Origin of the sequence: Streptomyces sp. NPDC020490, assembly GCF_044335305.1 — a bacterium.
Classification (GTDB): Bacteria; Actinomycetota; Actinomycetes; order Streptomycetales; family Streptomycetaceae; genus Streptomyces.
On sequence record NZ_JBIRUY010000037.1, the window covers coordinates 45,155 to 67,407 of the forward strand.

General features: G+C 72.0%; 18 protein-coding genes, 4 tRNA genes and 1 other RNA gene. 9 read left to right on the forward strand and 14 right to left on the reverse strand.

Going from position 1 to position 22,253, the window contains the following annotated elements; all coding sequences use genetic code 11:
* Positions 1-31 precede the first annotated feature (31 nt).
* The 5 genes from ACH4ZX_RS31505 to purS form a co-directional block, all read right to left on the reverse strand.
* On the reverse strand, positions 32-436 hold the full coding sequence (locus tag ACH4ZX_RS31505) for an META domain-containing protein (protein ID WP_398280205.1): 405 nt from the start codon (positions 434-436) through the stop codon (positions 32-34).
* 81 nt (positions 437-517) lie between these two features.
* Complete coding sequence (locus ACH4ZX_RS31510; protein ID WP_398280208.1) at positions 518-1,315, reverse strand: sterol carrier family protein; 798 nt, start codon at positions 1,313-1,315, stop codon at positions 518-520.
* Positions 1,316-2,549: 1,234 nt separating this feature from the next.
* Positions 2,550-4,862, reverse strand: a complete 2,313-nt coding sequence (gene purL, locus ACH4ZX_RS31515; RefSeq protein ID WP_398280211.1) for a phosphoribosylformylglycinamidine synthase subunit PurL — start codon at positions 4,860-4,862, stop codon at positions 2,550-2,552.
* Positions 4,859-5,539: a phosphoribosylformylglycinamidine synthase subunit PurQ gene (gene purQ, locus ACH4ZX_RS31520; RefSeq protein WP_360746275.1), complete on the reverse strand. Its 681-nt coding sequence runs from the start codon at positions 5,537-5,539 to the stop codon at positions 4,859-4,861. The genes purL and purQ overlap by 4 nt, the downstream gene beginning before the upstream one ends.
* The gene (purS, locus tag ACH4ZX_RS31525; RefSeq protein WP_007383088.1) at positions 5,536-5,799 is read right to left on the reverse strand and encodes a phosphoribosylformylglycinamidine synthase subunit PurS; all 264 of its coding nucleotides are present in this window, start codon (positions 5,797-5,799) and stop codon (positions 5,536-5,538) included. Before purS ends, purQ begins: the two co-directional genes overlap by 4 nt.
* 345 nt (positions 5,800-6,144) lie before the next feature.
* Here purS and ACH4ZX_RS31530 point away from each other — a divergent pair, with 345 nt between their 5' ends.
* The 4 genes from ACH4ZX_RS31530 (at position 6,145) to ACH4ZX_RS31545 (ending at position 7,118) form a co-directional block, all read left to right on the forward strand.
* Positions 6,145-6,462, forward strand: a complete 318-nt coding sequence (locus ACH4ZX_RS31530; RefSeq protein ID WP_324783071.1) for an Lsr2 family protein — start codon at positions 6,145-6,147, stop codon at positions 6,460-6,462.
* Positions 6,463-6,584: 122 nt separating this feature from the next.
* Positions 6,585-6,656 (forward strand) — tRNA-Gly (locus tag ACH4ZX_RS31535).
* Between the two features lie 80 nt (positions 6,657-6,736).
* Positions 6,737-6,809: transfer RNA gene (locus tag ACH4ZX_RS31540), tRNA-Gly, on the forward strand.
* Positions 6,810-7,042: 233 nt separating this feature from the next.
* Positions 7,043-7,118 (forward strand) — tRNA-Gly (locus ACH4ZX_RS31545).
* A 55-nt stretch (positions 7,119-7,173) separates the two neighbouring features.
* On the opposite strand, the gene ACH4ZX_RS31550 is transcribed toward ACH4ZX_RS31545, so the two are convergent.
* The 6 genes from ACH4ZX_RS31550 to ffs form a co-directional block, all read right to left on the reverse strand.
* Entirely contained in the window at positions 7,174-8,079 is a 906-nt protein-coding gene (locus tag ACH4ZX_RS31550; RefSeq protein ID WP_398280216.1) for a phosphoribosylaminoimidazolesuccinocarboxamide synthase, read from the reverse strand.
* Positions 8,080-8,162: 83 nt separating this feature from the next.
* On the reverse strand, positions 8,163-9,659 hold the full coding sequence (locus ACH4ZX_RS31555) for a N,N-dimethylformamidase beta subunit family domain-containing protein (protein WP_398280219.1): 1,497 nt from the start codon (positions 9,657-9,659) through the stop codon (positions 8,163-8,165).
* Between the two features lie 466 nt (positions 9,660-10,125).
* Positions 10,126-11,985, reverse strand: a complete 1,860-nt coding sequence (locus tag ACH4ZX_RS31560) for a hypothetical protein (protein WP_398280222.1) — start codon at positions 11,983-11,985, stop codon at positions 10,126-10,128.
* A 339-nt stretch (positions 11,986-12,324) separates the two neighbouring features.
* Entirely contained in the window at positions 12,325-13,575 is a 1,251-nt protein-coding gene (purD, locus tag ACH4ZX_RS31565) for a phosphoribosylamine--glycine ligase (RefSeq protein WP_398280225.1), read from the reverse strand.
* 218 nt (positions 13,576-13,793) lie between these two features.
* Complete coding sequence (locus ACH4ZX_RS31570) at positions 13,794-16,070, reverse strand: DNA polymerase III subunit gamma and tau (RefSeq protein ID WP_398280228.1); 2,277 nt, start codon at positions 16,068-16,070, stop codon at positions 13,794-13,796.
* Positions 16,071-16,117: 47 nt separating this feature from the next.
* An RNA gene (ffs, locus tag ACH4ZX_RS31575) (signal recognition particle sRNA small type) lies at positions 16,118-16,212 on the reverse strand.
* Positions 16,213-16,285: 73 nt separating this feature from the next.
* On the opposite strand from ffs, the gene ACH4ZX_RS31580 reads away from it, so the two are divergent.
* Positions 16,286-16,373 (forward strand) — tRNA-Ser (locus tag ACH4ZX_RS31580).
* A 473-nt stretch (positions 16,374-16,846) separates the two neighbouring features.
* On the opposite strand, the gene ACH4ZX_RS31585 is transcribed toward ACH4ZX_RS31580, so the two are convergent.
* Complete coding sequence (locus ACH4ZX_RS31585; RefSeq protein WP_398280231.1) at positions 16,847-17,161, reverse strand: hypothetical protein; 315 nt, start codon at positions 17,159-17,161, stop codon at positions 16,847-16,849.
* A 65-nt stretch (positions 17,162-17,226) separates the two neighbouring features.
* On the opposite strand from ACH4ZX_RS31585, the gene ACH4ZX_RS31590 reads away from it, so the two are divergent.
* From ACH4ZX_RS31590 to ACH4ZX_RS31605, 4 genes are all read left to right on the forward strand, one after another.
* Positions 17,227-17,415 carry a hypothetical protein gene (locus tag ACH4ZX_RS31590; RefSeq protein WP_398280234.1) on the forward strand — a complete coding sequence of 63 codons (189 nt, stop codon included), beginning with the start codon at positions 17,227-17,229 and terminating at the stop codon, positions 17,413-17,415.
* 511 nt (positions 17,416-17,926) lie between these two features.
* Positions 17,927-18,250 (forward strand): circadian clock KaiB family protein, encoded by a 324-nt coding sequence (locus ACH4ZX_RS31595; RefSeq protein ID WP_398280237.1) that lies wholly within the window; start codon positions 17,927-17,929, stop codon positions 18,248-18,250.
* A complete protein-coding gene (kaiC, locus tag ACH4ZX_RS31600) occupies positions 18,247-19,773 on the forward strand; it encodes a circadian clock protein KaiC (protein ID WP_398280240.1) in 1,527 nt (508 codons plus the stop codon). Before ACH4ZX_RS31595 ends, kaiC begins: the two co-directional genes overlap by 4 nt.
* A 52-nt stretch (positions 19,774-19,825) precedes the next feature.
* Entirely contained in the window at positions 19,826-20,872 is a 1,047-nt protein-coding gene (locus tag ACH4ZX_RS31605; RefSeq protein ID WP_398280243.1) for a PP2C family protein-serine/threonine phosphatase, read from the forward strand.
* Positions 20,873-21,322: 450 nt separating this feature from the next.
* Here the strand turns inward: ACH4ZX_RS31605 and ACH4ZX_RS31610 are convergent, their stop codons facing one another.
* Entirely contained in the window at positions 21,323-21,748 is a 426-nt protein-coding gene (locus tag ACH4ZX_RS31610; protein WP_398280246.1) for a hypothetical protein, read from the reverse strand.
* A gap of 93 nt (positions 21,749-21,841) precedes the next feature.
* Positions 21,842-22,253 (reverse strand): hypothetical protein (locus ACH4ZX_RS31615; protein WP_398280248.1); only part of this gene is annotated, 412 nt, incomplete at its 5' end.

Genomic DNA, 22,253 nt, shown 5'->3' on the forward strand with positions numbered 1-22,253 from the left:
GTCCGAATTCGGGTTACTCGACGGTAGCGGATCAGTTCTCCGCGACGGCCCGGACGGTCGTGCCGTTTTCGCTGGTCAGGGTGAGGGTGCCGTGATCCACTCGGTAGCTCACCCGGCCGTCGAAGAGGCCCAGCAGGGTCCGTTCGATGCGCATGAGTGAGGCGTCGCACATCATTCGGGTGGTGACCGGACGGCCCAGCGTGATGCTGCCGTCGCGGACGGTGGCGGTGGCGCTGACGTGGTTGCAGCCGAGCCGGCCGCCGACCCTGCCGGTGTGCCGGTCGAGGACGAGGTACGCGCGCCCGTGGGCAGGGGGCGAGGTGACGGTCCACCTGGTGCCGTACAGAGGGGTGACCTCCGGACCGGCGCAGGCCACCGCGAGCGGGACGAGCGCGGCGGCGGCCGCCAGTGTCATGCGCTGCTTGTGCCTGTTCATGCCGCTTTGACGGGATGTGGGAGCGGACCGGTTCCCGCACGACATCACGACTCACGGCATCACGACTCACGGCATCACGACTCACGACATCAGGGGCAGCAACCCGCTCAGGTCCGCCCGTTCCCCGCTCGCGCTGAGCTCGGCCTGCTCGAGCGCGTCCCGCCACGCCACCCGGCCGGTGGCGAGCCTGATCCAGGTCAGCGGGTCGGTCTCGACGACGTTGGGCGGAGTGCCACGGGTGTGCCGGGGCCCCTCGACGCACTGCACGACGGCGTACGGCGGGATGCGCACCTCGGTCGAGCCGCCGGGCGCCTTCGCGGCGAGCGCGTCGGCGAGCAGCCGGGTGCAGGCGGCGAGGGCCTGGCGGTCGTGGGGGATGCCGAGACCCGGCACGGCGGCGTTCAGGTCGTCGGTGTGGACGATCAGTTCGACGGTGCGGGTGACCAGGTAGTCGGCGAGGGTCATGACGCCGGTGCGAGCGGCGAGGAGACGGTCGCCGGGGGCGGTGTCGAGGGCCTCCGCGAGGCGCTCGCCGGTGCGGGTGTAGAGGGCGTCGAGGTCGGGGAGGGCGGCGGCCAGCTCGCGGGTGCCGTCGGCGATGTCGGCGGCACGGGTGGCGGTGGCGAAGGGCCACTCGGTGAGCGTGAGCTCCGCCTTGGCCGGCTCCTCGCGTCCGAGATTGCGGCTGACGGTCTCCACGGCCATGGTCACGTGCGCGGCGAGGTCACGGACGGTCCACTCGCCGAGCCGCGTGGGACCCGCCAACTGCTCGGGGGTGAGGGTGCGAACGGCCTGCCGTACGTTGCCGAACTGGGCGAGGACCGCGGCGCGGATCTTGACGGGGTCGTAGACGCGGGCACGCTTCTTGGCCGGTGACATGCGGGGAGCCTAGTCGGCGGACGCGAGCCCGACGCCCGCGCGGCGCCGGCCGGCACGGCGGGACGGGCAACGCGGTTCGGCGCCGGAGGACGCAGCGGTGGCCCGCGGCGGAGAGGGCGGCAGAAGCCCGCACTGGATGACGCAGCGGTGGCCCGGCGACGGACAGGACGGCAGAGGCCGCCGGGAGAATTCGGCGGGGCCCGCAGCGGAGGAATCGGCGCGGCCCTGCGCGCCCGGGCCGTCCTCCATGCGGTCGGCGCCGGCGTCGGACGCCGCGCCCCCGGCCCGGTTGAAGTGACCCCGGTGCTCGTCACCACGAGGGCCGCGCTGAGGGAACGCGCCGTGGTGGCGGAACGCGCCGTGGTGGTGGGGGGACGTCCGCTGGGGCGCGCACCGGAGGCCACGGCGGGGGCCGCGCCAGAAGACGCGGCGGGGGTCCCGCGCCAGGGGACACGGCGGTGGTCCGCACCGGCGGATGCAGCGGTGCCCCGCACCGGGGGACACGGCGGGGACCCGCGCCGGAAAGTGCGGCGGTGGCCTGCTGTCGGAGGAGACGCGGCGGATTCCGCGCCGTAGGGCCCAGCAGGGGCCTGAGCCGACAGATGCAGCGGGGCCCCCCGCTGTACGACCCGGCGGGGCCCCGCCCCTGAGAACCCGTCGGGGGCGTGTGCGGGCGGATGCAGCGACGTCCCACGGCAGAGGACGCAGCGGGGGACGCCCGTGCCGGGAGGACCCGGCAGTGGCCCGCCCGGAGAGCGCAGCGGTGGCCTGGTGTCGGCAGACGCGGCGGGGATCCCGCCCTGTGGGACCCGGCAGGGTCTCGCGCGGCAGATACAGCGGGACCCCTTGCCGCAGACCCTGCGGGGTCCCACGGCGGCGGATTCAGCGGGCCCTGTGCCATAGGACCCGGCTGGGTGCCGTGCCGTAGGGCCCGGCGGCGCACCGTGCCGTAGGACCCGGCGGGGCTCCGTGCCGCAGGACCGGCGAGGCGGCGAGGCTCCGTGCCGTAGGGCCCGGCGAGGCGGCGGGGCTCCGTGCCGCAGGGCCCGGCGAGGCGGCGAGGCTCCGCGCCGCAGGGCCCGGCGGGCACCGTGCCGCAGGAGCCGGCGGGGCGCCGTGCCGGGGCGGATCCGGGTGTTCGTGCGCACCGGCGACGCGATTCGGGCCCGGATGGCGAAAGCCCCGCCCGGGCCTCGGCTGAGGTCCTGGTGGGCGGGGCGTTCGTCCGACGGGGTCAGGCGAGCAGCGCCGGGATGGTGGCCTCGTGCGCCTCGCGCAGCTCGCTCAGGGACAGCTCGAAGGCGCCCTGGAGCTCGACCGTGTCACCGTCCACGACGCCGATGCGGGTGGCCGGCAGGCCGCGCGCGCCGCACATGTCGTTGAAGCGGACCTCCTCCGAGCGCGGCACGGCGACGATCGCGCGCCCCGCCGACTCCGAGAAGCAGAGGGTGAACGCGTCCAGCCCGTCCGGCACGACCAGCCGTGCGCCCTTGCCGCCGAGCAGCGCCGACTCCACGACCGCCTGGATCAGGCCGCCGTCGGACAGGTCGTGCGCGGAGTCGATCATGCCGTCGCGGGAGGCGGAGATCAGGATCTCGGCCAGCAGCTTCTCCCGCTCCAGGTCGACCTTCGGGGGCAGGCCGCCGAGGTGGTCGTGGATCACCTGCGACCAGGCCGACCCGCTGAACTCCTCGCGCGTGTCGCCGAGGAGGTACAGCAGCTGGCCCTCCTCCTGGAAGGCGACCGGGGTGCGGCGGGCGACGTCGTCGATGACGCCGAGGACCGCGACCACCGGGGTGGGGTGGATGGCGGCCTCGCCGGTCTGGTTGTAGAGCGAGACGTTGCCGCCGGTCACCGGGGTGCCGAGCTGCAGGCAGCCGTCGGCGAGACCGCGCACGGCCTCGGCGAACTGCCACATCACCGCCGGGTCCTCGGGCGAGCCGAAGTTCAGGCAGTCGGAGACCGCGAGGGGCTTGGCGCCGGTCGTCGCCACGTTCCGGTAGGCCTCGGCGAGGGCCAGCTGCGCGCCCGTGTACGGGTCGAGCTTGGCGTACCGGCCGTTGCCGTCGGTCGCGATGGCGACACCGAGGCCGGTGGCCTCGTCGACGCGGATCATGCCGGAGTCCTCGGGCTGGGCGAGGACGGTGTTGCCCTGCACGAAGTGGTCGTACTGCGAGGTGATCCACTTCTTGGAGGCCTGGTTGGGGGAGGCCACCAGCTTCAGGACCTGGTCCTTCAGCTCCTCGCCCGTCGACGGCCGGGGCAGCTTGTTCGCGTCGTCGGCCTGGAGCTCGTCCTGCCAGGCCGGGCGGGCGTACGGGCGCTCGTAGACCGGGCCCTCGTGGGCGACCGTCCGCGGGTCGACGTCGACGATCTTGCCGCCGTGCCAGTAGATCTCCAGGCGGTCGCCGTCGGTCACCTCGCCGATGACGGTGGCGATGACGTCCCACTTGTCGCAGATCTCCAGGAACCGGTCGACCTTCTCCGGCTCCACGACCGCGCACATGCGTTCCTGCGACTCGCTCATGAGGATCTCCTCGGGCGAGAGCGTGGAGTCGCGCAGGGGTACGTCGTCCAGGGTCACGCGCATGCCGCCGGAGCCGTTGGAGGCGAGCTCGGAGGTCGCGCAGGACAGGCCGGCCGCGCCGAGGTCCTGGATGCCGACGACCAGTTTCTCCTTGAAGGCCTCCAGGGTGCACTCGATGAGCAGCTTCTCCTGGAAGGGGTCGCCGACCTGGACCGCGGGGCGCTTCGACGGCTTGGCGTCGTCGAAGGTCTCGCTGGCCAGGATCGAGGCGCCGCCGATGCCGTCGCCGCCGGTCCGGGCGCCGTACAGGATGACCTTGTTGCCCGCGCCGGACGCCTTGGCGAGGTGGATGTCCTCGTGCCGCATCACGCCGATGGCGCCCGCGTTGACCAGCGGGTTGCCCTGGTAGCAGGCGTCGAAGACGACCTCGCCGCCGATGTTGGGCAGGCCCAGGCAGTTGCCGTAGCCGCCGATGCCGGCGACCACGCCGGGCAGGACGCGCTTGGTGTCGGGGTGGTCCGCGGCGCCGAACCGCAGCGGGTCGACGACCGCGACCGGGCGGGCGCCCATCGCGATGATGTCGCGCACGATGCCGCCGACGCCGGTGGCCGCGCCCTGGTAGGGCTCCACGTAGGAGGGGTGGTTGTGCGACTCGACCTTGAAGGTGACGGCGTAGCCCTGGCCGACGTCGACGACGCCGGCGTTCTCGCCGATGCCGACGAGCAGGGCGTCGGACTGGGGGGCCTTCTCGCCGAACTGGCGGAGGTGCACCTTCGAGGACTTGTAGCTGCAGTGCTCGGACCACATCACGGAGTACATGGCGAGCTCGGCGCCGGTGGGCCGGCGGCCGAGGATCTCCACGATCCGCTCGTACTCGTCCTTCTTCAGGCCGAGTTCGGCCCAGGGCAGCTCGACGTCGGGGGTCGCGGCCGCGTGCTCGACCGTGTCCAGAACCCTGGGGGCGGCCCGAAGGGCCTCGTTTGAGGGCGGTGGTGGGAGACGGGAGGGCGTCCTGCTCATGCGGTGACCAGCTTCTTGAGGATCGAGGTGAAGAAGGGAAGGCCGTCGGTGCGGCCGGTGCCGATCAGCGGCTCGACGGCGTGCTCGGGGTGCGGCATGAGGCCGACGACGTTCCCGGCCTCGTTGCTGATGCCGGCGATGTCCCGGAGCGAGCCGTTCGGGTTGAAGTCGAGGTAGCGGAAGGCGACGCGCCCCTCGGCCTCCAGCTTGTCGAGGGTGTACTCGTCGGCGACGTACCGGCCGTCCATGTTCTTCAGCGGGATGTGGATCTCCTGGCCCTGCTCGTAGTCGCTGGTCCAGGAGGTGCCCGCGTTCTCCACCCGCAGCTTCTGGTCGCGGCAGATGAAGTGCAGGTGGTCGTTGCCGAGCATGGCGCCGGGCAGCAGGTGGGCCTCGGTGAGGATCTGGAAGCCGTTGCAGATGCCGAGGACCGGCAGTCCGGCCTTCGCCTGCTCGATGAGGGGCTCCATCACCGGGGAGAAACGGGCGATCGCGCCGGCCCGCAGATAGTCGCCGTAGGAGAAGCCTCCGCACAGCACGACGGCGTCGACCTGGTGGAGGTTCTTGTCCTTGTGCCACAGGGCGACCGGTTCGGCGCCCGCGAGACGGATCGCGCGCTGCGTGTCCCGGTCGTCGAGGCTGCCCGGGAAAGTGACGACGCCAATACGAGCGGTCACTTCGCGGCCTCCGCGACTTCCTCCACCTTGACGGTGAAGTCCTCGATCACGGTGTTGGCGAGGAAGGATTCCGCAAGATCGTGGATACGGGCGAGCGCGGCCTCGTCGACCGGCCCGTCAACTTCCAGTTCGAATCGCTTTCCCTGACGTACGTCCGAGATGCCGTCGAAACCCAGGCGCGGCAGCGCACGCTGGACCGCCTGGCCCTGGGGGTCGAGGATCTCCGGCTTGAGCATGACGTCGACTACGACGCGTGCCACTGGCACTCCCGGTGTGTGGTGCTGAGCAGGTCCCTTCAGACTACCCGCACAAAATTTCTACGCGAGTAGAGTTGTAGGAAACTACGTGACGGCAGTCACTGTCCCGTCCCGGAGGGGCTCCCGCCGCGAAAAGTTCACGGAAAGATCCCGGATCGACGCCCGCTTCCCTATTGCGCCGGGACACGCGGGAAGATTTAGTCGGGCTTCACAATGCATTGCCGGGCACTGTACAAATGAAATACCAATAGCCGATACTTTGCCCATTAACTGGCGGACAGTCGACACCAGAGCGACGTCGTGGCACGTCATCGCAGATACAGGTGTCGCACGAAGGGACCGATATTCGTGGCGCAGAAGGTCGTGGTCACTCTCTTTGACGACATCGACGGCTCGGAAGCGGCGGAGACGATCGCCTTCGGACTCGACGGCAAGTCGTACGAGATCGACCTGAACCAAGCCAACGCCGAAAAACTGCGCACGGCCCTCGAGCCGTACGTGGCGGCCGGACGCAAGCGGTCGAAGTCCGGCAAGGCGTACCGGGAGACCGAGGTCGCCCCCGACCCGGCGGCCGTCCGGGCCTGGGCCCAGGCCCACAAGATGGACGTCCCGGCCCGCGGCCGCATCCCCAAGAAGGTCTACGAGGCGTTCAGCGCCGCGCAGTGACGCCGGCCGACGGCCGGTCACCGGCCCCTCGGCGGAACCGACTTGCGTTCCACCCCTCCTGATCAGCTAGAGTCTGGAGCACGCCGAGGGGCGAGGCCGAAGGGCCGGACCCACTCAGTCACGCGGGTGTAGTTCAGTAGCAGAACATCCCCCTTCCAGGGGGAAGGCGCAGTGTGCAATTCCTGTCACCCGCTCTGCACCGCCGGTCCTGAGCACTCTTGTGGATCAGGTAGGCTGGTGCTCGCGCCGATCGGTGGGAGCCGGTCGGAGGCATGCGGACGTAGCTCAGTTGGTAGAGCGCAACCTTGCCAAGGTTGAGGTCGCGAGTTCGAGCCTCGTCGTCCGCTCTGGATCAAGGCCCCGGTCGGTGACCGGGGCCTTCGCCGTGTCCCTGGCGTGCCGGCAGCGCGGGCCTGACGTGCCGGCAGTGCGGTCTCCGCGGTCTCCGTCGTGCGGGCGGCCTGGGCCCTGGCATGTCCCCGTGGGCCCGGACCTGCCCGTTCCGCGACGGGCGTCACACGGCGGTGTGCCTCTCCCCGGCTCGCGGTTGGGTATAGTTGCTCTCGCGCCACGGCGCAACGCGGACGTAGCTCAGTTGGTAGAGCGCAACCTTGCCAAGGTTGAGGTCGCGAGTTCGAGCCTCGTCGTCCGCTCCAGGAAAAGGCCCCCGGTTTCCCGGGGGCCTTTCGCGTCAGGTCCGGCTCATGCCGGTCAGGCGCTCGTCCAGCTCATGCCCGTGAGGCGCTCGTACGCCTCGACGTACTTGGCGCGGGTCGCGTCCACGATGTGCTGCGGCAGCGCGGGCGGCGGCTGCTCGCTCCGGCGGTCCCAGCCCGACTCCGGCGAGGTCAGCCAGTCACGCACGAACTGCTTGTCGTACGACACCTGCGAGCGCCCCGGCTGCCACTGGTCGGCCGGCCAGAAACGCGAGGAGTCCGGGGTGAGGACCTCGTCGGCGATGACGAGGGTCTCGCCCTCGTAGCCGAACTCGAACTTGGTGTCCGCCAGGATGATCCCGCGGTCGCGGGCGATGTCGCGGGCGCGGGAGTACACCGCGAGGGTCACCTGGCGCAGCTGCGCGGCGGTGTCCGCGCCGACCTGCCGGGCGGCCTCCTCGTAGGAGACGTTCTCGTCGTGGTCGCCGACAGCCGCCTTGGTGGCCGGGGTGAAGATCGGAGCGGGCAACTCGCTGCCGTCGACCAGGCCCTCGGGGAGGGCGAGGCCGCAGACCGTGCGGGACTCGTCGTACTCGGCGAGACCCGAGCCGGTGAGGTAGCCGCGGGCCACGCACTCCACCGGCACCATCTGCAGCGACTTGCAGACCAGGGTGCGGCCCGCCCAGTCGGCGGGTGCTCCGGCGGGCAGTTCGGTGCTCAGGACGTGGTTGGGGACCAGGTCGGCGAGCTGGTCGAACCACCACAGGGAGAGCTGGGTGAGGATGCGGCCCTTGTCGGGGATCTCCGTGGGCAGCACCCAGTCGTAGGCGGACGTACGGTCGCTGGCGACCATCACGAGGTCGCCGGCCTCGTTCTGGTACAGGTCGCGCACCTTTCCGGTGTGCAGGTGCACCAGGCCCGGCACCTGAAGGGGCTCGGGCTTCTCGACGAATCCGGACACGGTTCCTCCCCGTGGTGATGTCCAATGGCTCGATTCTCCCGTATGCCGGAGATCGGTCCTGGCGGGGGTCGGCGGAGCGAAGCTCAGTCACGTTTGCAGATGCGGTCCAGGAGGTTGGCGGTGGCGCGCTGGACGCGCGCGTCGACGTGGCCCGGACGGTCCAGGGCCGGGGACCAGGCGTACGTCCCGGACGCGAACACCAGCGCGCCGGACGGGGCCCGGTACAGAGACGTCTCCTGGTGGCGCGGGACGCCCTCGCCGTCGGTGTACGGGGAGTGGGCGAGCAGGATCCGTTCGTCGTGCTCGGGCAGCGGGGTGCGCGGGAAGTAGCGGTCCGCCTCCCCCGCGACCAGGCCCTCGATCGCGTCGCCCTCGCCCGCGCCGGTCGCTTCCCACAGCCAGTGGCCGGCGTTGCGGACGATCAGGGGATGCGGTTCGGGGACCCGGCCCGCGTACTGGATGCCGACGAGCTGCTGCTCCGGGCGGTCGATCTCGCGCCAGAGCGCGGGCCTGCCCGGGCCTCTGCGCTTGCGGCAGGTCAGCAGCCGGTCGGGGACGCCGGACGGGGACGGGCCCAGCTCGGCCTGCCAGTACAGGGTGCCCGCGGAGAGGAAGACGAGCGAGGTGCCGTGGTCGCGGGCGCGTTCGACGGTGCCGCGCATGGCGGCCGACCAGTACTCGTCGTGGCCGGGGAAGACCAGGCCGCGGTAGCGGGTCGGGTCGATGTACCCGGAGTGCAGGTCACGGGCGTCGGCGTAGGCGAGGTCGTAGCCGTGGCGCTCGGCGAAGCGGATGACGTCGTAGGCGTGTCCGGCGTGCGGCGGAAGGCCGGCGCCCGCGTACGGGCGGTCGAAGGAGACCGTGGTGGCGGCGTCGTCCTCGCCCAGCAGGCGGCCCTGCCCGTCCCAGGCGTGGTGCAGGCTGGCGCCGGTGCGGCCGTCGTGCGGGTAGAGGTTGTAGGCCTGCCAGGTGATGTCGGGCAGCAGCACGAGCAGGTCCGCCGGCTGGTCGTCGCGGACGGTGAAGGGGATGTGCGAGCGGTAGCCGTCGGCCGTGGTGAGCACGGCCACGTACGCGCCGACGTGCCAGTGCGACGGGATCTGCAGGCGCCAGGACAGCCACCAGTGGTGGCAGGAGACCGTGCGGTCCGCGGCCAGCGGCGGGGGCTGCACGATCCCGGACAGCCGGGGACTCGCGGTGATCTTGACGGCGCCGTCGCCGCCGTAGTGACCGATGCGGTAGATGTCGACGCCGAACTCCTGGGGCGGGTCGACGGTCACGTGGAAGTCGACGGCCTCGCCGGGGGCGACCGCGCCGGTGGAGGCGAAGCCCTTGATCTGACCGTGCACGTCGTCGGCGGCGCGGGGGCCGCCGGTGCCCGTCCTCGGCGCGGGGACACGGGGGGCGTCGCCGGGCGGTCGCCGGGTGCCCGGGTCCGGTAACCGGGGCGCGAGCTGCGCGGTGTCTTCGGCGTACGTCTCGGTGCCGCACAGCCAGGGGACGGGGCTCGGTCCGAAGGCGCCGGTCGTGGCGTGCGTCGGCGCTCCGGGCGGCCGACGGCGGATCTGCTCGGACGCCATGGTCGCTCGCCTCCCTCGTGTGCCTCGTGTGCGCTGTGTGCGTTGTACGCGCTGTGTGCGCTGTGTCACTCGTGCACCTCGTGCCCGGGTGGTGGCGAGGTGCTCTGTGAACGGTCATGCGTGCGTCGCAAGCCCATGTCATGGGCGCGGGCGGTCTCAGCACATCACATTACGCACGCGAGCTGTCACTGTTCGTTGCGAATCGACCCAAAGTGGAAGCGGGGGCTCCGGCCGGGTGAGCCATCGGGTGAACCGTCGGGTGAGCCGTCGGGTGAGCCGTCGGGTGACTAGCCGGACGCGCCGCCCGGTGCGCCGCCGGGTGCGCCGGGCGCGGGTGCCGGCCCGGTAGGGCGGGACGCCGTGCTCACGGTTCGGCGCTTGGCTGCGCGGCGCGGCCGCGGTGCGGCGGCCGTACCCGGTCGGGTCGGTCGGGAGGCCCTGCGCGTCGGCCGGGAGGGCGTGCGCGTCAGACCAGGCGGACCGGCTTTTCCGGGCGTATGCCGGTCTCCACCAGCCACTCCCGCAGCGGGGCCGGGTCGCCGTCCTCGACGAGACGGAGAACGCGGGGGGTCAGGTCGGTGGCGCGCCGGCCGTGGAGCAGCAGCGAGGGGCCGTCCAGCCAGTCGAGGCCAGGGGTGGCGCCCGCGGTGTCCATGGCGGCGCAGCACACCATCGCGGTGACGTGGTCGGTGAGCAGTTCGCGGCCGGTGCGGGGTGGCTGGAGCGGGAACAGGGGCAGCGTGCCCTCGTCCCAGAGCGCCGGGTCGGCTCCCTGGCCGGCGGAGTCCGGCGCGTCGCGTCCCGGTGGGGCCGCCGCCTCTTCGCGGGCCAGCTCGGCGGTGATGCCCGCGGCGAGGACGGCGGCCGCCTCGCTCACGTCGTCGCCGTCCCCGCCGTACCCGCCGTCACCGGCGTCGCCGTACGGCGTGTCGGGGGCATCCGGGTGGGGAGAGGGGGCCGGCGTGGCCGGGCTCGGTGGGGTGCGCTGCGGCGGGGTCGTCAGGTGGTCGAGGATGCGGGACAGGGTCGGGCCGTCGGGGGCCGGGGACTCGGGGCCGCGGGCGGCGGGGCCCTGGGGACGGCCGACGCCGAGGGCGTCGAGGACGCGGTGGAGGCGGGCCGCGTCGATGCGCCACTTGCGATCGACGACCTCCTCCGGATACTCCCGCCAGTCCACGGGCGCCCAGTCGGGGCCGGTCTCCGCCGGGCCGCCGTGGAAGAGGCGGGCGGCCAGCAGCGAGGCCGCCTCGTCCACCGCCCCGGGCTCCTCGAGCAGGTCGCAGGCGGGGCGCTCGCCGAGGCGGGAGGCGAAACCCTCGGCCAGGCGGTCGCGCCGGGACAGCTCGGTGAGCGCGGCGACGACGCCGGCGTCCAGGCGGGAGGGCCAGCGGCCCATGCGCCAGGCGGGCAGCGCCACCCTGGTCAGCAGCCGGTCCCAGCCCGCGTACGCCAGGCCCACCTGCTCCTGCGCGACGATCCGGAGGCCGTAGTCCACCGTCTGCGCACGCTCCGCGGCCGCGGCCGCGACCCCGCGCTCCATCTCGGCCGCGTGCTCCCGGCAGCTGCGCAGCAGCAGGCGGGCCACCCAGCCGAGCCCCGCGCAGCCCACTCGGGTCAGCGGGCACCGGGCGGGATCCGAGGAGACGGCGACCGCGGCGTCGAGGCCCCGCACGAAGCGGCGGGCCGCCGCTATGTCCGGGTGCGCCGAAGGTCCCGTACCGGCGACGACGGGGGCGAGGACCGCGCGCAGCTCGCCGACCCGCATCCACCACAGGAAGGGGGAGCCGATGACCAGCACGGGGGCGGCGACGGCACGGCGGTGGAGGCCGCGTATGCCCGTCATCTCGTCGTGCTCGTCCGGCGGCCCGTACGCCCGGCGGCCCGGACGGACGCCCGCGGGCGGACCGTGCGCCGGGTGGGTGCGGTCCTCCAGCCAGCTGTCGCAGTCCGGGGTGAGGGCTATCGCCGACGGCGCCGGGACGTCGAGGCGGTCGGCGAGGTCGCGCACCATCCGGTACAGGTCCGGGGCGGACTCCTCGGCGATCGGCACCGTGGGGCTCACGGCGGGGCGGGCACGGGCCACCACCAGGCCGACGGCGCCGGCGGCGAGCAGCACGAGGGCGGCGACGGGGATCAGCACCCAGCGGGCGGCCCGCCAGAAGGGGCCCACGAGGTGTTCGGTGGAGACGCCGGCCAGCAGCACGACGGCGACCGCCGCGGGCAGCAGGGCGACGGCCAGTGCCCGGCTGCGCACGCGCAGCACGGCGAGAGCCCTGGCGCGCGCGGCCTGCGCACCCGCCTCCACACCCGCACCGGTACCGGTCACGAGCGACCTCACCCCCTCCCCGGCTGTCCCGGGCGCCTGGCCTTCCTGGCGTTGCTCATTCCCCCACTGTGGCACTCGGCAGTGACATCGCAATGTCGGCGGGGCCAAGTGCCGGAACGCTTGCGCGGCACCATAGTTGGGGCCCCGGCCCACGTCAGCCGGATGGGACATCGGTCACTCGATGGAATGGCTTTGGTCAGAGGTGGGTGACAGAAAGCGAAGATCAGGCCCATGATCGGGGCATGCGACAGGCCCCGTTCCGGGGACGGAGACGGGGCCTGTGGGGTTCAGGAGACGGGGCCTGCGGGGTTCATCCGTGCGACGCCGGATACCGGCCGGTCAGATGCAGGCTGCCTTCGCTGCGATGTCCGTGCGGTGCTGGGAGCCGTCGAGGCCGATGCGGGAGACGGCCCGGTAGGCGCGGTCACGGGCCTCGGTGAGGTCGGCGCCGGTCGCGGTGACGGACAGCACGCGGCCGCCGGCGCTGACCACGGCGTCGCCCTGCCGCTTCGTCCCGGCGTGCAGGACGTAGGCGTGCGGGGCGTCCTGCGCGGCCACCTCGTCGAGGCCGGTGATGGGGTCGCCGGTGCGCGGGGTGCCGGGGTAGTTGTGCGAGGCGACGACCACGGTGACCGCGGCGTCGCCGCTCCAGCGCAGCGGCTCGAGGTGGGCGAGGGTGCCGTTCGCCGCGGCGAGCAGGACACCGGCCAGCGGGGTCTTGAGCCGGGCCAGCACCACCTGGGTCTCGGGGTCGCCGAAGCGGGCGTTGAACTCGATGACCCGCACCCCGCGGGAGGTGATCGCGAGTCCGGCGTACAGGAGACCGGAGAAGGGGGTGCCGCGGCGGCGCATCTCGTCGACCGTCGGCTGCAGGACGGTCTGCAGGACCTCCTCGACCAGCTTCGGCTCGGCCCACGGCAGCGGCGAGTAGGCGCCCATGCCGCCGGTGTTCGGGCCCTCGTCGCCGTCCAGCGCGCGCTTGAAGTCCTGGGCGGGCTGGAGCGGGACGACGGTCTCGCCGTCGGTGATCGCGAAGAGGGAGACTTCGGGGCCGTCGAGGTACTCCTCGATGACGACCCTCTCGCAGCCGGCGGCGTGCGCGACGGCCGCGTCGCGGTCGTCGGTGACGACGACGCCCTTGCCCGCGGCGAGGCCGTCGTCCTTGACGACGTACGGGGCGCCGAAGGCGTCGAGGGCCTGCTTGACCTCCTCGGGGGTCGTGCAGACGTACGAGCGGGCGGTGGGGACTCCGGCCGCCGCCATCACGTCCTTGGCGAAGGCCTTGGAGCCCTCGAGCTGCGCGGCTTCCCCGGAGGGGCCGAAGACCGGGATCCCCGCCTCGCGCACGGCGTCGGCGACCCCGGCGACGAGCGGCGCCTCCGGGCCGACGACGACGAGCCCGGCCTCCAGTTCGGCGGCCAGCGCGGCAACGGCCTTGCCGTCCAGGGCGTCGACCTGGTGCAGCTCGGCGATCTCGGCGATGCCGGCGTTGCCGGGCGCGCAGTGCAGCGCGGTGACGGCGGGGTCGAGGGACAGGGAGCGGCACAGGGCGTGTTCGCGGGCGCCGCTGCCGATGACGAGGACCTTCACGGGGTCAGCCTAACTAACCGGCGGAACCCGTTCTGCTTTGTGCGGGCTTCCGAAGGGCGCGCGGCGCGCGGGTGGTGCGTTCCTCCAAAACGCCGTCCGGCGGGGCGGGGAGGAGGCGCGCGGGATCAGCCGGCCGACCGGTGCCGGACGGGTCCGCGGCGGCCGGGGCCGGACGGGTCCGCGGCGGCCGGGGCCGGACGGGGTCGCGGCGGCCGGTGTCACTCGTTCGAGAACTCCTCCACGACCGTCGCTCCCAGTTCCCGCACGATGAGCTCGTGGCCCGAGAGGGCCGACTCGTTCAGGTCGGGGTCGTCGTCCTCGGGGATGTCGTCCTCGGGGGCGACCGGAGGCGGCGGCTCCGGGGCGGCCGGCCGGGACACCGGTCCGGGGGCGGCCGGGGACGGCGCGGCCTGGGACGGGGTGGGGGCGGCCGGCCGGGGCGCCGGGCGTTGCTGCTGGGGAGCGCCGCCGTACCCGCTGTTGAAGCCGGAGGGACCGGAGTGGCCCCCGGCGGGGGCGGGGGGCGCGGAGCCGCCGGACGGGTCGACGACCGCCTCGATCTTCCACTGGACGTGGAACTGCTCGGCCAGCGCCTGGCGCAGTACGTCCTCACTGCCGCTGCTCGTGAAGTTGTCCCGGGCGCCCGCGTTGACGAAGCCCAGTTGGAGGGTCGTGCCGTCGAAGCCGGCCACCTGGGCGTTCTGGCTGAGCAGGATCCAGGTGAAGCGGCGGCGGTTCTTGACCGCTTCCAGGATGTTCGGCCAGAGCGTGCGGGGGTCGAGGCCGCCGCTCGGCGGCGCGTAGACGGGCGCTGCGGCCGCCGCCGGGGCGGGGGCCGGTGCGGGCGCGGCGGCCGCGCGGGCTGCGGGGGCCGGTGCGGGCTGTCCGGCACCGGCGGGGGTGGCCGTGGGCCAGCCACCCGGCCGACGGCCGCTGCCGGCCGGGGTCGCGGTGGGCCAGGCGCCGGGGGCGGGGGCGGCCGCCGGGGGCGAGGGCGGCTGCTGGGGCCGGCCGGGGGGAGGAGCGACGGGCGCCGCGGGGACGGCGGGTGCGGGCGTGGGTGCGGGCGCGGCGGCTGCGGGCGCCGCGGCGGGCAGGCCGGCGCCCGCTCCGTTCGCCACGCCGCCCCCACCGGGTGCCGCGCCGCCGGGTGCCGCGGGGGCGCCCGCCGCCGGGCCCGCGCCGGGCGCCCCGGAGCCTCGTACGGCAGCCCGGGCCGCCGCCGGGCCGCCGCCGGGCGGGACCGGCGCTCCGCCGGGCACCGCTCCCCCGGGCGCGTGCGCGTCCGGTCCGGGCACATAGCCCATGGCGGGCGCACCGCCGCCTCCGGAGAAGCTCACCCCGCGCTCGATCCGGTCCAGCCGGGCCATCACGGAACGCTCGTCCCCGTAGGCGGCCGGCAGCAGCACGCGCGCGCAGATCAGTTCCAGCTGCAGGCGGGGGGAGGTCGCGCCCCGCATCTCGGTCAGCCCCTGGTTGACGAGGTCGGCGGCGCGGCTGAGTTCGGCCGCGCCGAAGGTGCCGGCCTGGGCCTGCATCCGCTCGACGACGTCGGCGGGCGCGTCGATGAGCCCCTTCTCGGCCGCGTCGGGCACGGCGGCGAGGATCACGAGGTCGCGCAGCCGCTCCAGCAGGTCGGCGACGAAGCGCCGCGGGTCGTTGCCGCCCTCGATGACGCGGTCGACGACCTCGAAGGCGGCGGCGCCGTCACCGGTGGCGAAGGCCTCGACGACGGAGTCGAGCAGCGAACCCTCGGTGTAGCCGAGCAGAGAGGTGGCCATGGCGTACGTCACGCCGTCCGCCCCCGCGCCGGCGAGCAGCTGGTCCATGACGGACATGGAGTCACGCACGGAACCGGCGCCGGCGCGCACGACGAGCGGCAGCACGCCCTCCTCGACGGGGATGTCCTCCTTCTGGCACACCTCGCCGAGGTAGTCCCGGAGGGTGCCGGGCGGCACGAGCCGGAACGGGTAGTGGTGGGTCCGCGACCGGATGGTCCCGATGACCTTCTCCGGCTCGGTGGTCGCGAAGATGAACTTCAGGTGCTCGGGCGGCTCCTCGACCACCTTGAGCAGCGCGTTGAAGCCGGCCGACGTGACCATGTGGGCCTCGTCGATGATGTAGATCTTGTACCGGCTGCTCGCGGGGCCGAAGAAGGCCTTCTCCCGCAGCTCACGGGCGTCGTCCACACCACCGTGGGAGGCGGCGTCGATCTCGATGACGTCGATCGATCCCGGCCCGTTCCTCGCCAGGTCACGGCAGGACTGGCACTCCCCGCACGGCGTCGGCGTCGGCCCCTGCTCGCAGTTCAGGCACCGGGCCAGGATGCGCGCGCTGGTCGTCTTGCCGCAGCCGCGCGGCCCGCTGAACAGGTACGCGTGATTGACCCGGTTGTTGCGCAGCGCCTGCTGCAGCGGGCCGGTCACATGCTCCTGCCCGATGACCTCGGCGAACGACTCCGGGCGATAGCGGCGGTACAGCGCGAGAGACGACACGCATACGAGGTTATAGGCGCCCACTGACAACCCACCCGCCCGCCGACGCAAGCGCCCCCCACGCACCCGCCAGAGCCGACCTACCCTTGCTGCCTTCCGGCCCTGGGGGAGTTCAGTCAGATAGCGCCGCGTGAGGGGCTCCGCACAGAGTACCTGATCGCGACAGCCCGGATCGAGTTCGCAAGCACTCCTCTCGGTCATGTAATGTTTCCGACGGAGGATTCGCCTAGAGGCCTAGGGCGCACGCTTGGAAAGCGTGTTGGGGGCAACCCCTCACGAGTTCGAATCTCGTATCCTCCGCCAGTGCCTCACCGGGCACGTTGTCGAAGGGCCCCACCGCTTGCGGTGGGGCCCTTCGACGTTGTCCGTCTCAGTTGCCGTGTGGCGAGCGTCATGAAGCCGTCCGTCCCGAACTCCCGCGTCCCGGAGAAGCCGCTTCCAGACGTGGAAGTCGGTGTTCGGGCTCAGCGGCCCACCGACCGGCGAGGCGAAGACGTATCCCTTGCCCTCCCAGTCGGCACCAGCCGCGATCCGCTCCCGTTCCTGGGCTTCCAGGTGCCGACGGAGGATCTTGATCAGCGGATCGGGCAGGCCGATGGTGCGCCGCCCGGCCCGGGATTTGGTGGACTTGTGTTCGCGCCGGGTCTGCTCCCGCTGGGGGGCGGCAGACCCACCCGTGCCCGCGGTCGAGCAGCGGCTCGCTTCCTCGGTCGGCGAAGCCACGGCTCAGCCCACGGATCACCCAGCCTCTCTCCCAAAGCGGCTGTCCAGCGCGCTCACCGATTCCACACCCGATGGAACTCTCCTGCTGGGATGGGCTCCAGCGGATCCCTCGCAGGATCGATCGCTTGGTCTGTCAGGCCGCCGTGCTCGTCCTCCAGGTGCTCCCAGCTGTACCGGTGGAGTCGGCCGGCCGAGGTCAGCTCTGCTTGCTTGATGACGGTCAACTCGCCGCGGTCGTCCACGGCCTCGATGTACCAGAGGCCGCCTTCCGCGTCAGCATGGCGGAAGTGGTGCCGCAGGGTGGCGCCCTCGTCGAGCGCCCGGTAATACGCCATGATCTCTGTCGCGATGCGCTCTGGGTCAGCCACGAGGCCATCGTGGCCGGGAGCGCATAGGCAAGCACGGCAGGAACGGTGACCGGAGCGGGAGGACAGTGAGCAGGAGACGCTACGTAGCGCGGGGTGTGCCAGGTGGATACCGGATCCGGGACAACCGAGGGCGTCGATGGTGGGGGGATCTCTACGAGTTGTGCCCTGATGATCTCGTGGCCGAGCTGAACGGTCAGGCGGAGCACGCACGGATCACTGCGCTGATGAAGCGCTACAGGGCACAGAAGCGATAGGTACCGCCGAAGCGGGGATGACGCATGCGCGCACCACAAGCGCACCAGATCAGGCGGGGAACCACGGGGAACAACGGGTAACCACGGGGAACCACGGTGAATGCAGCCGAGCCCGATGGGGCCGCTCCCCTACCGTCTGCCCAGCTCAGCGCCTGCACCGCCCCCAAATGATCGCAGCTTCCCGAGCTGAGAGCGCGAGTTCGATTCTCGTCACCCGCTCCATATGAACCCCCAGGTCAGCGACCCGGGCCTTTCTGCTGTCCGCGGCGATCACCCGCCACGTGCCAAAACCGTGCCAGAAGGCTTGCCGCCCACCTTCTCCGCCGCGACAGCCCGAGCCTTCCGCACGGTCGCGTCGAGGCCGGCAGCCACCCCACGCCGAAGTGCCTGCCTTCATCGTCGACGACCGCTCCGCCCACACCAGCGCGCGGCGGCCTGCCCGGATATTATATAAGTCATATTTTGTCCGTTTGATGGGGGTTGGTGGTGACGAGCAAGGGGCCGACGACGGATGGATCGCAGGGAGGTCGCCACGAGTTACTCCTTCAGGCTCTTTGTGGCCGGACACTCGGAGCGGTCGTCCAGCGCGGAGGCAAACTTGCGCGCGTTGTGCGAATCCCATGTGCCGGGTAATTTCGACATCGAGGTCGTCGACACCGCTGAGCAGCCGGCTCTCGCGGAGGAGCAGCGCATCCTGGCCACCCCGATCGCGATCAGGCTCGCCCCGCTGCCGCAACTGCGAGCGATCGGCGATCTGTCCGATCAGCGCCGCACGGCCTACGCGCTGGGGCTCCCGGCGCCGTCCGGTCCTGCCCGACAGGGGGACACGGAATGAATGGCATCGATGCGATCGAACGGCTCCCCACCGGCATCAGGGGCTTCGACCCAGTCGCTCTCGGCGGGCTTCCCAAAGGGCGTGCGACTCTCGTCACCGGGACCACCGGCAGCGGCAAAACCTTGTTCGCGGTGGAATTCCTGGCCCGGGGCATCCTCCACCGGGAGGAGCCGGGAGTGTTCGTCACCTTCGAGGAAACGGCGGAGGACATCCGGCGCAATTTCGCCGCGCTGGGCTTCCCGATCAGGCAGTGGGAGGACGACGGGAAGTGGATGTTCGTCGATGCCTCGGCCGACATCGCCCTGGAGGCACCCGTCATCGGCACCTACGACTTCGGCGCTCTGGAGGCGCGGATCGGGCATGCGGCCGGCCGGATCGGCGCCGCCCGGATTTCGGTCGACGCGCTCGACGCACTCTTCACCCGCTTCGCCGACCCCGCGATCGTCCGTCACGAGATCGCGCGGATGATCTACGACCTGGAAATGACCGGAGCCACCTCGATCATCACCGCAGAGCGCTCCGGTGAGCACGACGGCATGTCCAGGTACGGGGTCGAGGAGTTCGTAGTCGACAACGTGATCACCCTGCGTAACGTGCTGGCGAACGAGCGCCGGCGCCGGACCGTCGAAATCGTCAAGTTCCGCGGCGCTCCCCACCGCACGGGGGAGTGGCTCTTCGCCATCGATCCGACGGACGGGCTCGTGGTGATTCCGCTCGCGTTCCTCGCCCTGCCCTTGGCGAGCACCTCCCGGGTGCGCGTGTCGTCGGGCCTCACCCAACTGGACGAGATGTGTGGGGGCGGGTTCTACAAGGACGCGGTCATCGTGGTGACCGGCCCGAGCGGCGTAGGCAAGACGCTGTTGTGCCTGAAGTTCATCGACGCAGCGGTGGCAGCGGGCGAGCGCTGCCTTGTCTGCTCCTTCGAGGACGCTCGCGAGCAGATCAAACGCAACGCGGCAGGGTGGGGGATGGACATCGACGCCATGGAGGCGCCCGGCCTGCTCCGTATCATCGCCGACTACCCGGAGACGGCATCGCTGGAGGACCACTTCATCCGGATCAGGCGGGCCATCGAAGAGCACGAGCCCGACCGTCTGGTCGTCGACACGATATCCGCGCTGGAGCGCATTGCCTCATCCCGCGCGTTGCTCGACTTCATCCTCGCCCTCAGTGCGCTCGCGCGCCAGCGCGGGATCACCACGCTGTTCACCTCAGCGCCACCGGGCCGGCCCGCCCGCCAGCTCACGCCACCCATCGCGGAGGAGATCGCCAGCCTCACCGATGTCACGATCACGTTGCGTTACTTCGAGCGGCCAGGCGAGATTCACCGTGCCATTGTGGTCACGCAGACCCGCGGCTCCGCCCATGACCCCGGCATTCGCCTGGTGACGATCGACTCCGGCGGCATGCACATCGGCCAGCGGCTCAGCGCCCGCATCGGAATCCTCACGCCGGACCAAGCCCTCGATGTGGGCATGACGGGAACGGTCGAGGCAGAAAGCCACCGGCACAGTGATGAATGAGGCTGCCGCCGACCGGGAGGGCAAAGAGATGGAGGGGCCGGGCTCCGCCGACGTGGAGTTCGCCGCCGAGGTCAGCCGCCTGATCGTGCAGGAGTCCGCTGACGGGGTCATCGCCGTGGACGAGCAGGGGATCGTCCGGCTGTGCAATCCGGCCGCGGCAGTGCTCTTCGGCCGCCCCGCCCGGGAGTTGCTCGGCGCCCCGTTCGGTTTCCCGATCGTGACGGGCCGGTCGACAGAGGTGGAACTGATGCTGCCGGGCGGCGGCATCAGGGTTGTCGAGATACGAACCGTCACCACCGCTCTGCACGGTGAGCCCTTGCATGTCATCTCTCTGCGGGACGTGACACGCCGGCGAGACATCGAACAGGGCGCTGAGCGCTTCCAGCGGCTGCTGCAGCCGGAGCTGCCGGACCTGGCCCCGCTCGGCGCAGCGGCCGTCTACCGGCCCGCAGCCGTCGGCGTCGGATACCTCGGCGGGGACTGGTACGACGCCATCCCGCTTCCCGACGGCGCTGTCGGCGCTGTGATCGGCGATGTCGCGGGGCATGACCTGCACGCTGCGGCCGCGATGGCCCAGATCCGTTACATGCTGCGCGCTCTGCTGTTCGACCGCCGCGCCGCGCCCGGCGCCGTCCTCGCCGCGCTGGACCGCACCCTCCACGCGATCACGAAGCATCCGGTCACCACCGCGTGCGTGGCCCGCATCGAGCCTTGTGACAGTGGCTGGAAGCTGAACTGGAGCAGCGCGGGCCATCCCCCACCCCTGCTGCTCACTGCCTCCGGTAGGGCTGAGTACCTGCACATCGAGCCGGGTGTACCGCTCGGCGTGGATCTCGACCAGACCCGCTTCGACGACACCCGTCTCCTTCCTGCGGGCGCCACGGTGATCTTTTTCACCGATGGGCTGGTCGAACACCACCGCCGCCCCATCGACGCCGGACTCACCGCACTCGCCGACCTCGCCACAGCGCACGTCGGCTTGCAGCTGGACGACTTCGTGCAGACCCTGGCCGATCAGCACCCCGGCGAAGGCCAGGACGACATCACCATCCTGGCCCTGCGCACGCCCGCCCTGCCCTGCTCCGGAAGCGCTCCATAGGCACCGTCACCGGGCAGGGTTCAACGGCGACCGGCGTCGTAGCCCGCGTCGCAGTACGCGCGCGCCCGGACGGTCAACGACCAGGCGGCGCAGCCCATGGCGGCCCCGAACGACGCGGAGCCCGCCCAGGGAAGGCAGGAGCCGGATCTCGGCTTGGCCGACACCTGTCCGGCTGTCCCGTCAATCGCCGACCGCAGCCGAAGCCGGCCCGGATCGGACTCCAACAGCGGTGCTCACTCTCTGGACCGCTCGGAACGAGGGCGCGAAGCCGGCGGACCGGTCGAGGTGGAACGCGGAGTCTCAACGCCTGGCGCGGGGCGTGAGCCGGAACTGAACCCCGGTGGGACACCGGCCAGAGGGCCGGACCGCTTGAGAGGTCCGGCCCTCTGGCGTTCGCCCGTCTGGTGGGCGCGGGTGCACGGTGGGAGCGTCACCGGGGGGGACGGCCGGTCAGGAGTGACCGCCACCGCCGGACGAGTGGTGACTGGGGCCGCCACCGCCGGACGAGTGGTGACTGGGGCCGCCACCGCCGACGGACTCGTGGGAGCTCCCTCTGTGGGAGGCGGCGTGCTGGTTCAGGACCTTCATGATCTCCGAGGCCAGAGCGTCCGCCAGGGTAGGTGCGAGGGATTCCGCCATTGCGGTCGCCAAGGCCTGTGCGAACAGCACCCTTTCCAGTTCCGAGGAACGGGAAGGCGGCCGGGACAGGAACTCCACGGCCGCTTCCATCAAAGCTCCAGCGAGTGGAGCTTTTCCATGCTTTACACCGGTGCCGTTGTGCGTAACCCCGGCATCGCGCACCATTTCCTCGAAGACCTCATCAATGAAGGCCTCCACGGGATCCCGTTCCGATTCTCCGCCGGACTCAGCTGCCATTGTCGTTCCTCAAGTCTTCGATTGCCTTACGGGACCTGCCCCCCGGCGCCGACGACGCCGGCGACCGGAGGGCAGGGATGTCGCCTTTTCCTGTCAGCGGCGCATGAGCGCGGCCAGCAGCAGCGGGTGCTCGATGCCGGACTCCTCGCCACCGCGCTCCTCACGACGGCGCATCAGCGCGGCGAGCAGCAGCGGGTTCTGGACGATGGACTCGCCGCCCCGCTCCTCACGACGGCGCATCAGCGCCGCGAGCAGCAGCGGGTGCTGGATGATGGACTCCTCGCCCCCGCGCTCCTCACGACGGCGCATGAGCGCGGCGAGCAGCAGCGGGTGCTGGATGATGGACTCGCCGCCCCGCTCCTCACGCCGACGCATCAGCGCCGCGAGCAGCAGCGGGTTCTGGATGATCGACTCCTCGCCCCCGCGCTCCTCACGACGGCGCATGAGCGCGGCGAGCAGCAGCGGGTGCTGGATGATGGACTCGCCGCCCCGCTCCTCACGCCGA

What these genes read in the sequence shown, in the direction of transcription:
- ACH4ZX_RS31505 (WP_398280205.1), bottom strand. Translation starts at nt 436, where the DNA reads ATGAACAGGCACAAGCAGCGCATGACACTGGCGGCCGCCGCCGCGCTC.
- ACH4ZX_RS31510 (WP_398280208.1), bottom strand. Translation starts at nt 1,315, where the DNA reads ATGTCACCGGCCAAGAAGCGTGCCCGCGTCTACGACCCCGTCAAGATC.
- purL (WP_398280211.1), bottom strand. Translation starts at nt 4,862, where the DNA reads ATGAGCAGGACGCCCTCCCGTCTCCCACCACCGCCCTCAAACGAGGCC.
- ACH4ZX_RS31555 (WP_398280219.1), bottom strand. Translation starts at nt 9,659, where the DNA reads ATGGCGTCCGAGCAGATCCGCCGTCGGCCGCCCGGAGCGCCGACGCAC.
- ACH4ZX_RS31595 (WP_398280237.1), top strand. Translation starts at nt 17,927, where the DNA reads ATGGATCGCAGGGAGGTCGCCACGAGTTACTCCTTCAGGCTCTTTGTG.
- kaiC (WP_398280240.1), top strand. Translation starts at nt 18,247, where the DNA reads ATGAATGGCATCGATGCGATCGAACGGCTCCCCACCGGCATCAGGGGC.
- ACH4ZX_RS31610 (WP_398280246.1), bottom strand. Translation starts at nt 21,748, where the DNA reads ATGGCAGCTGAGTCCGGCGGAGAATCGGAACGGGATCCCGTGGAGGCC.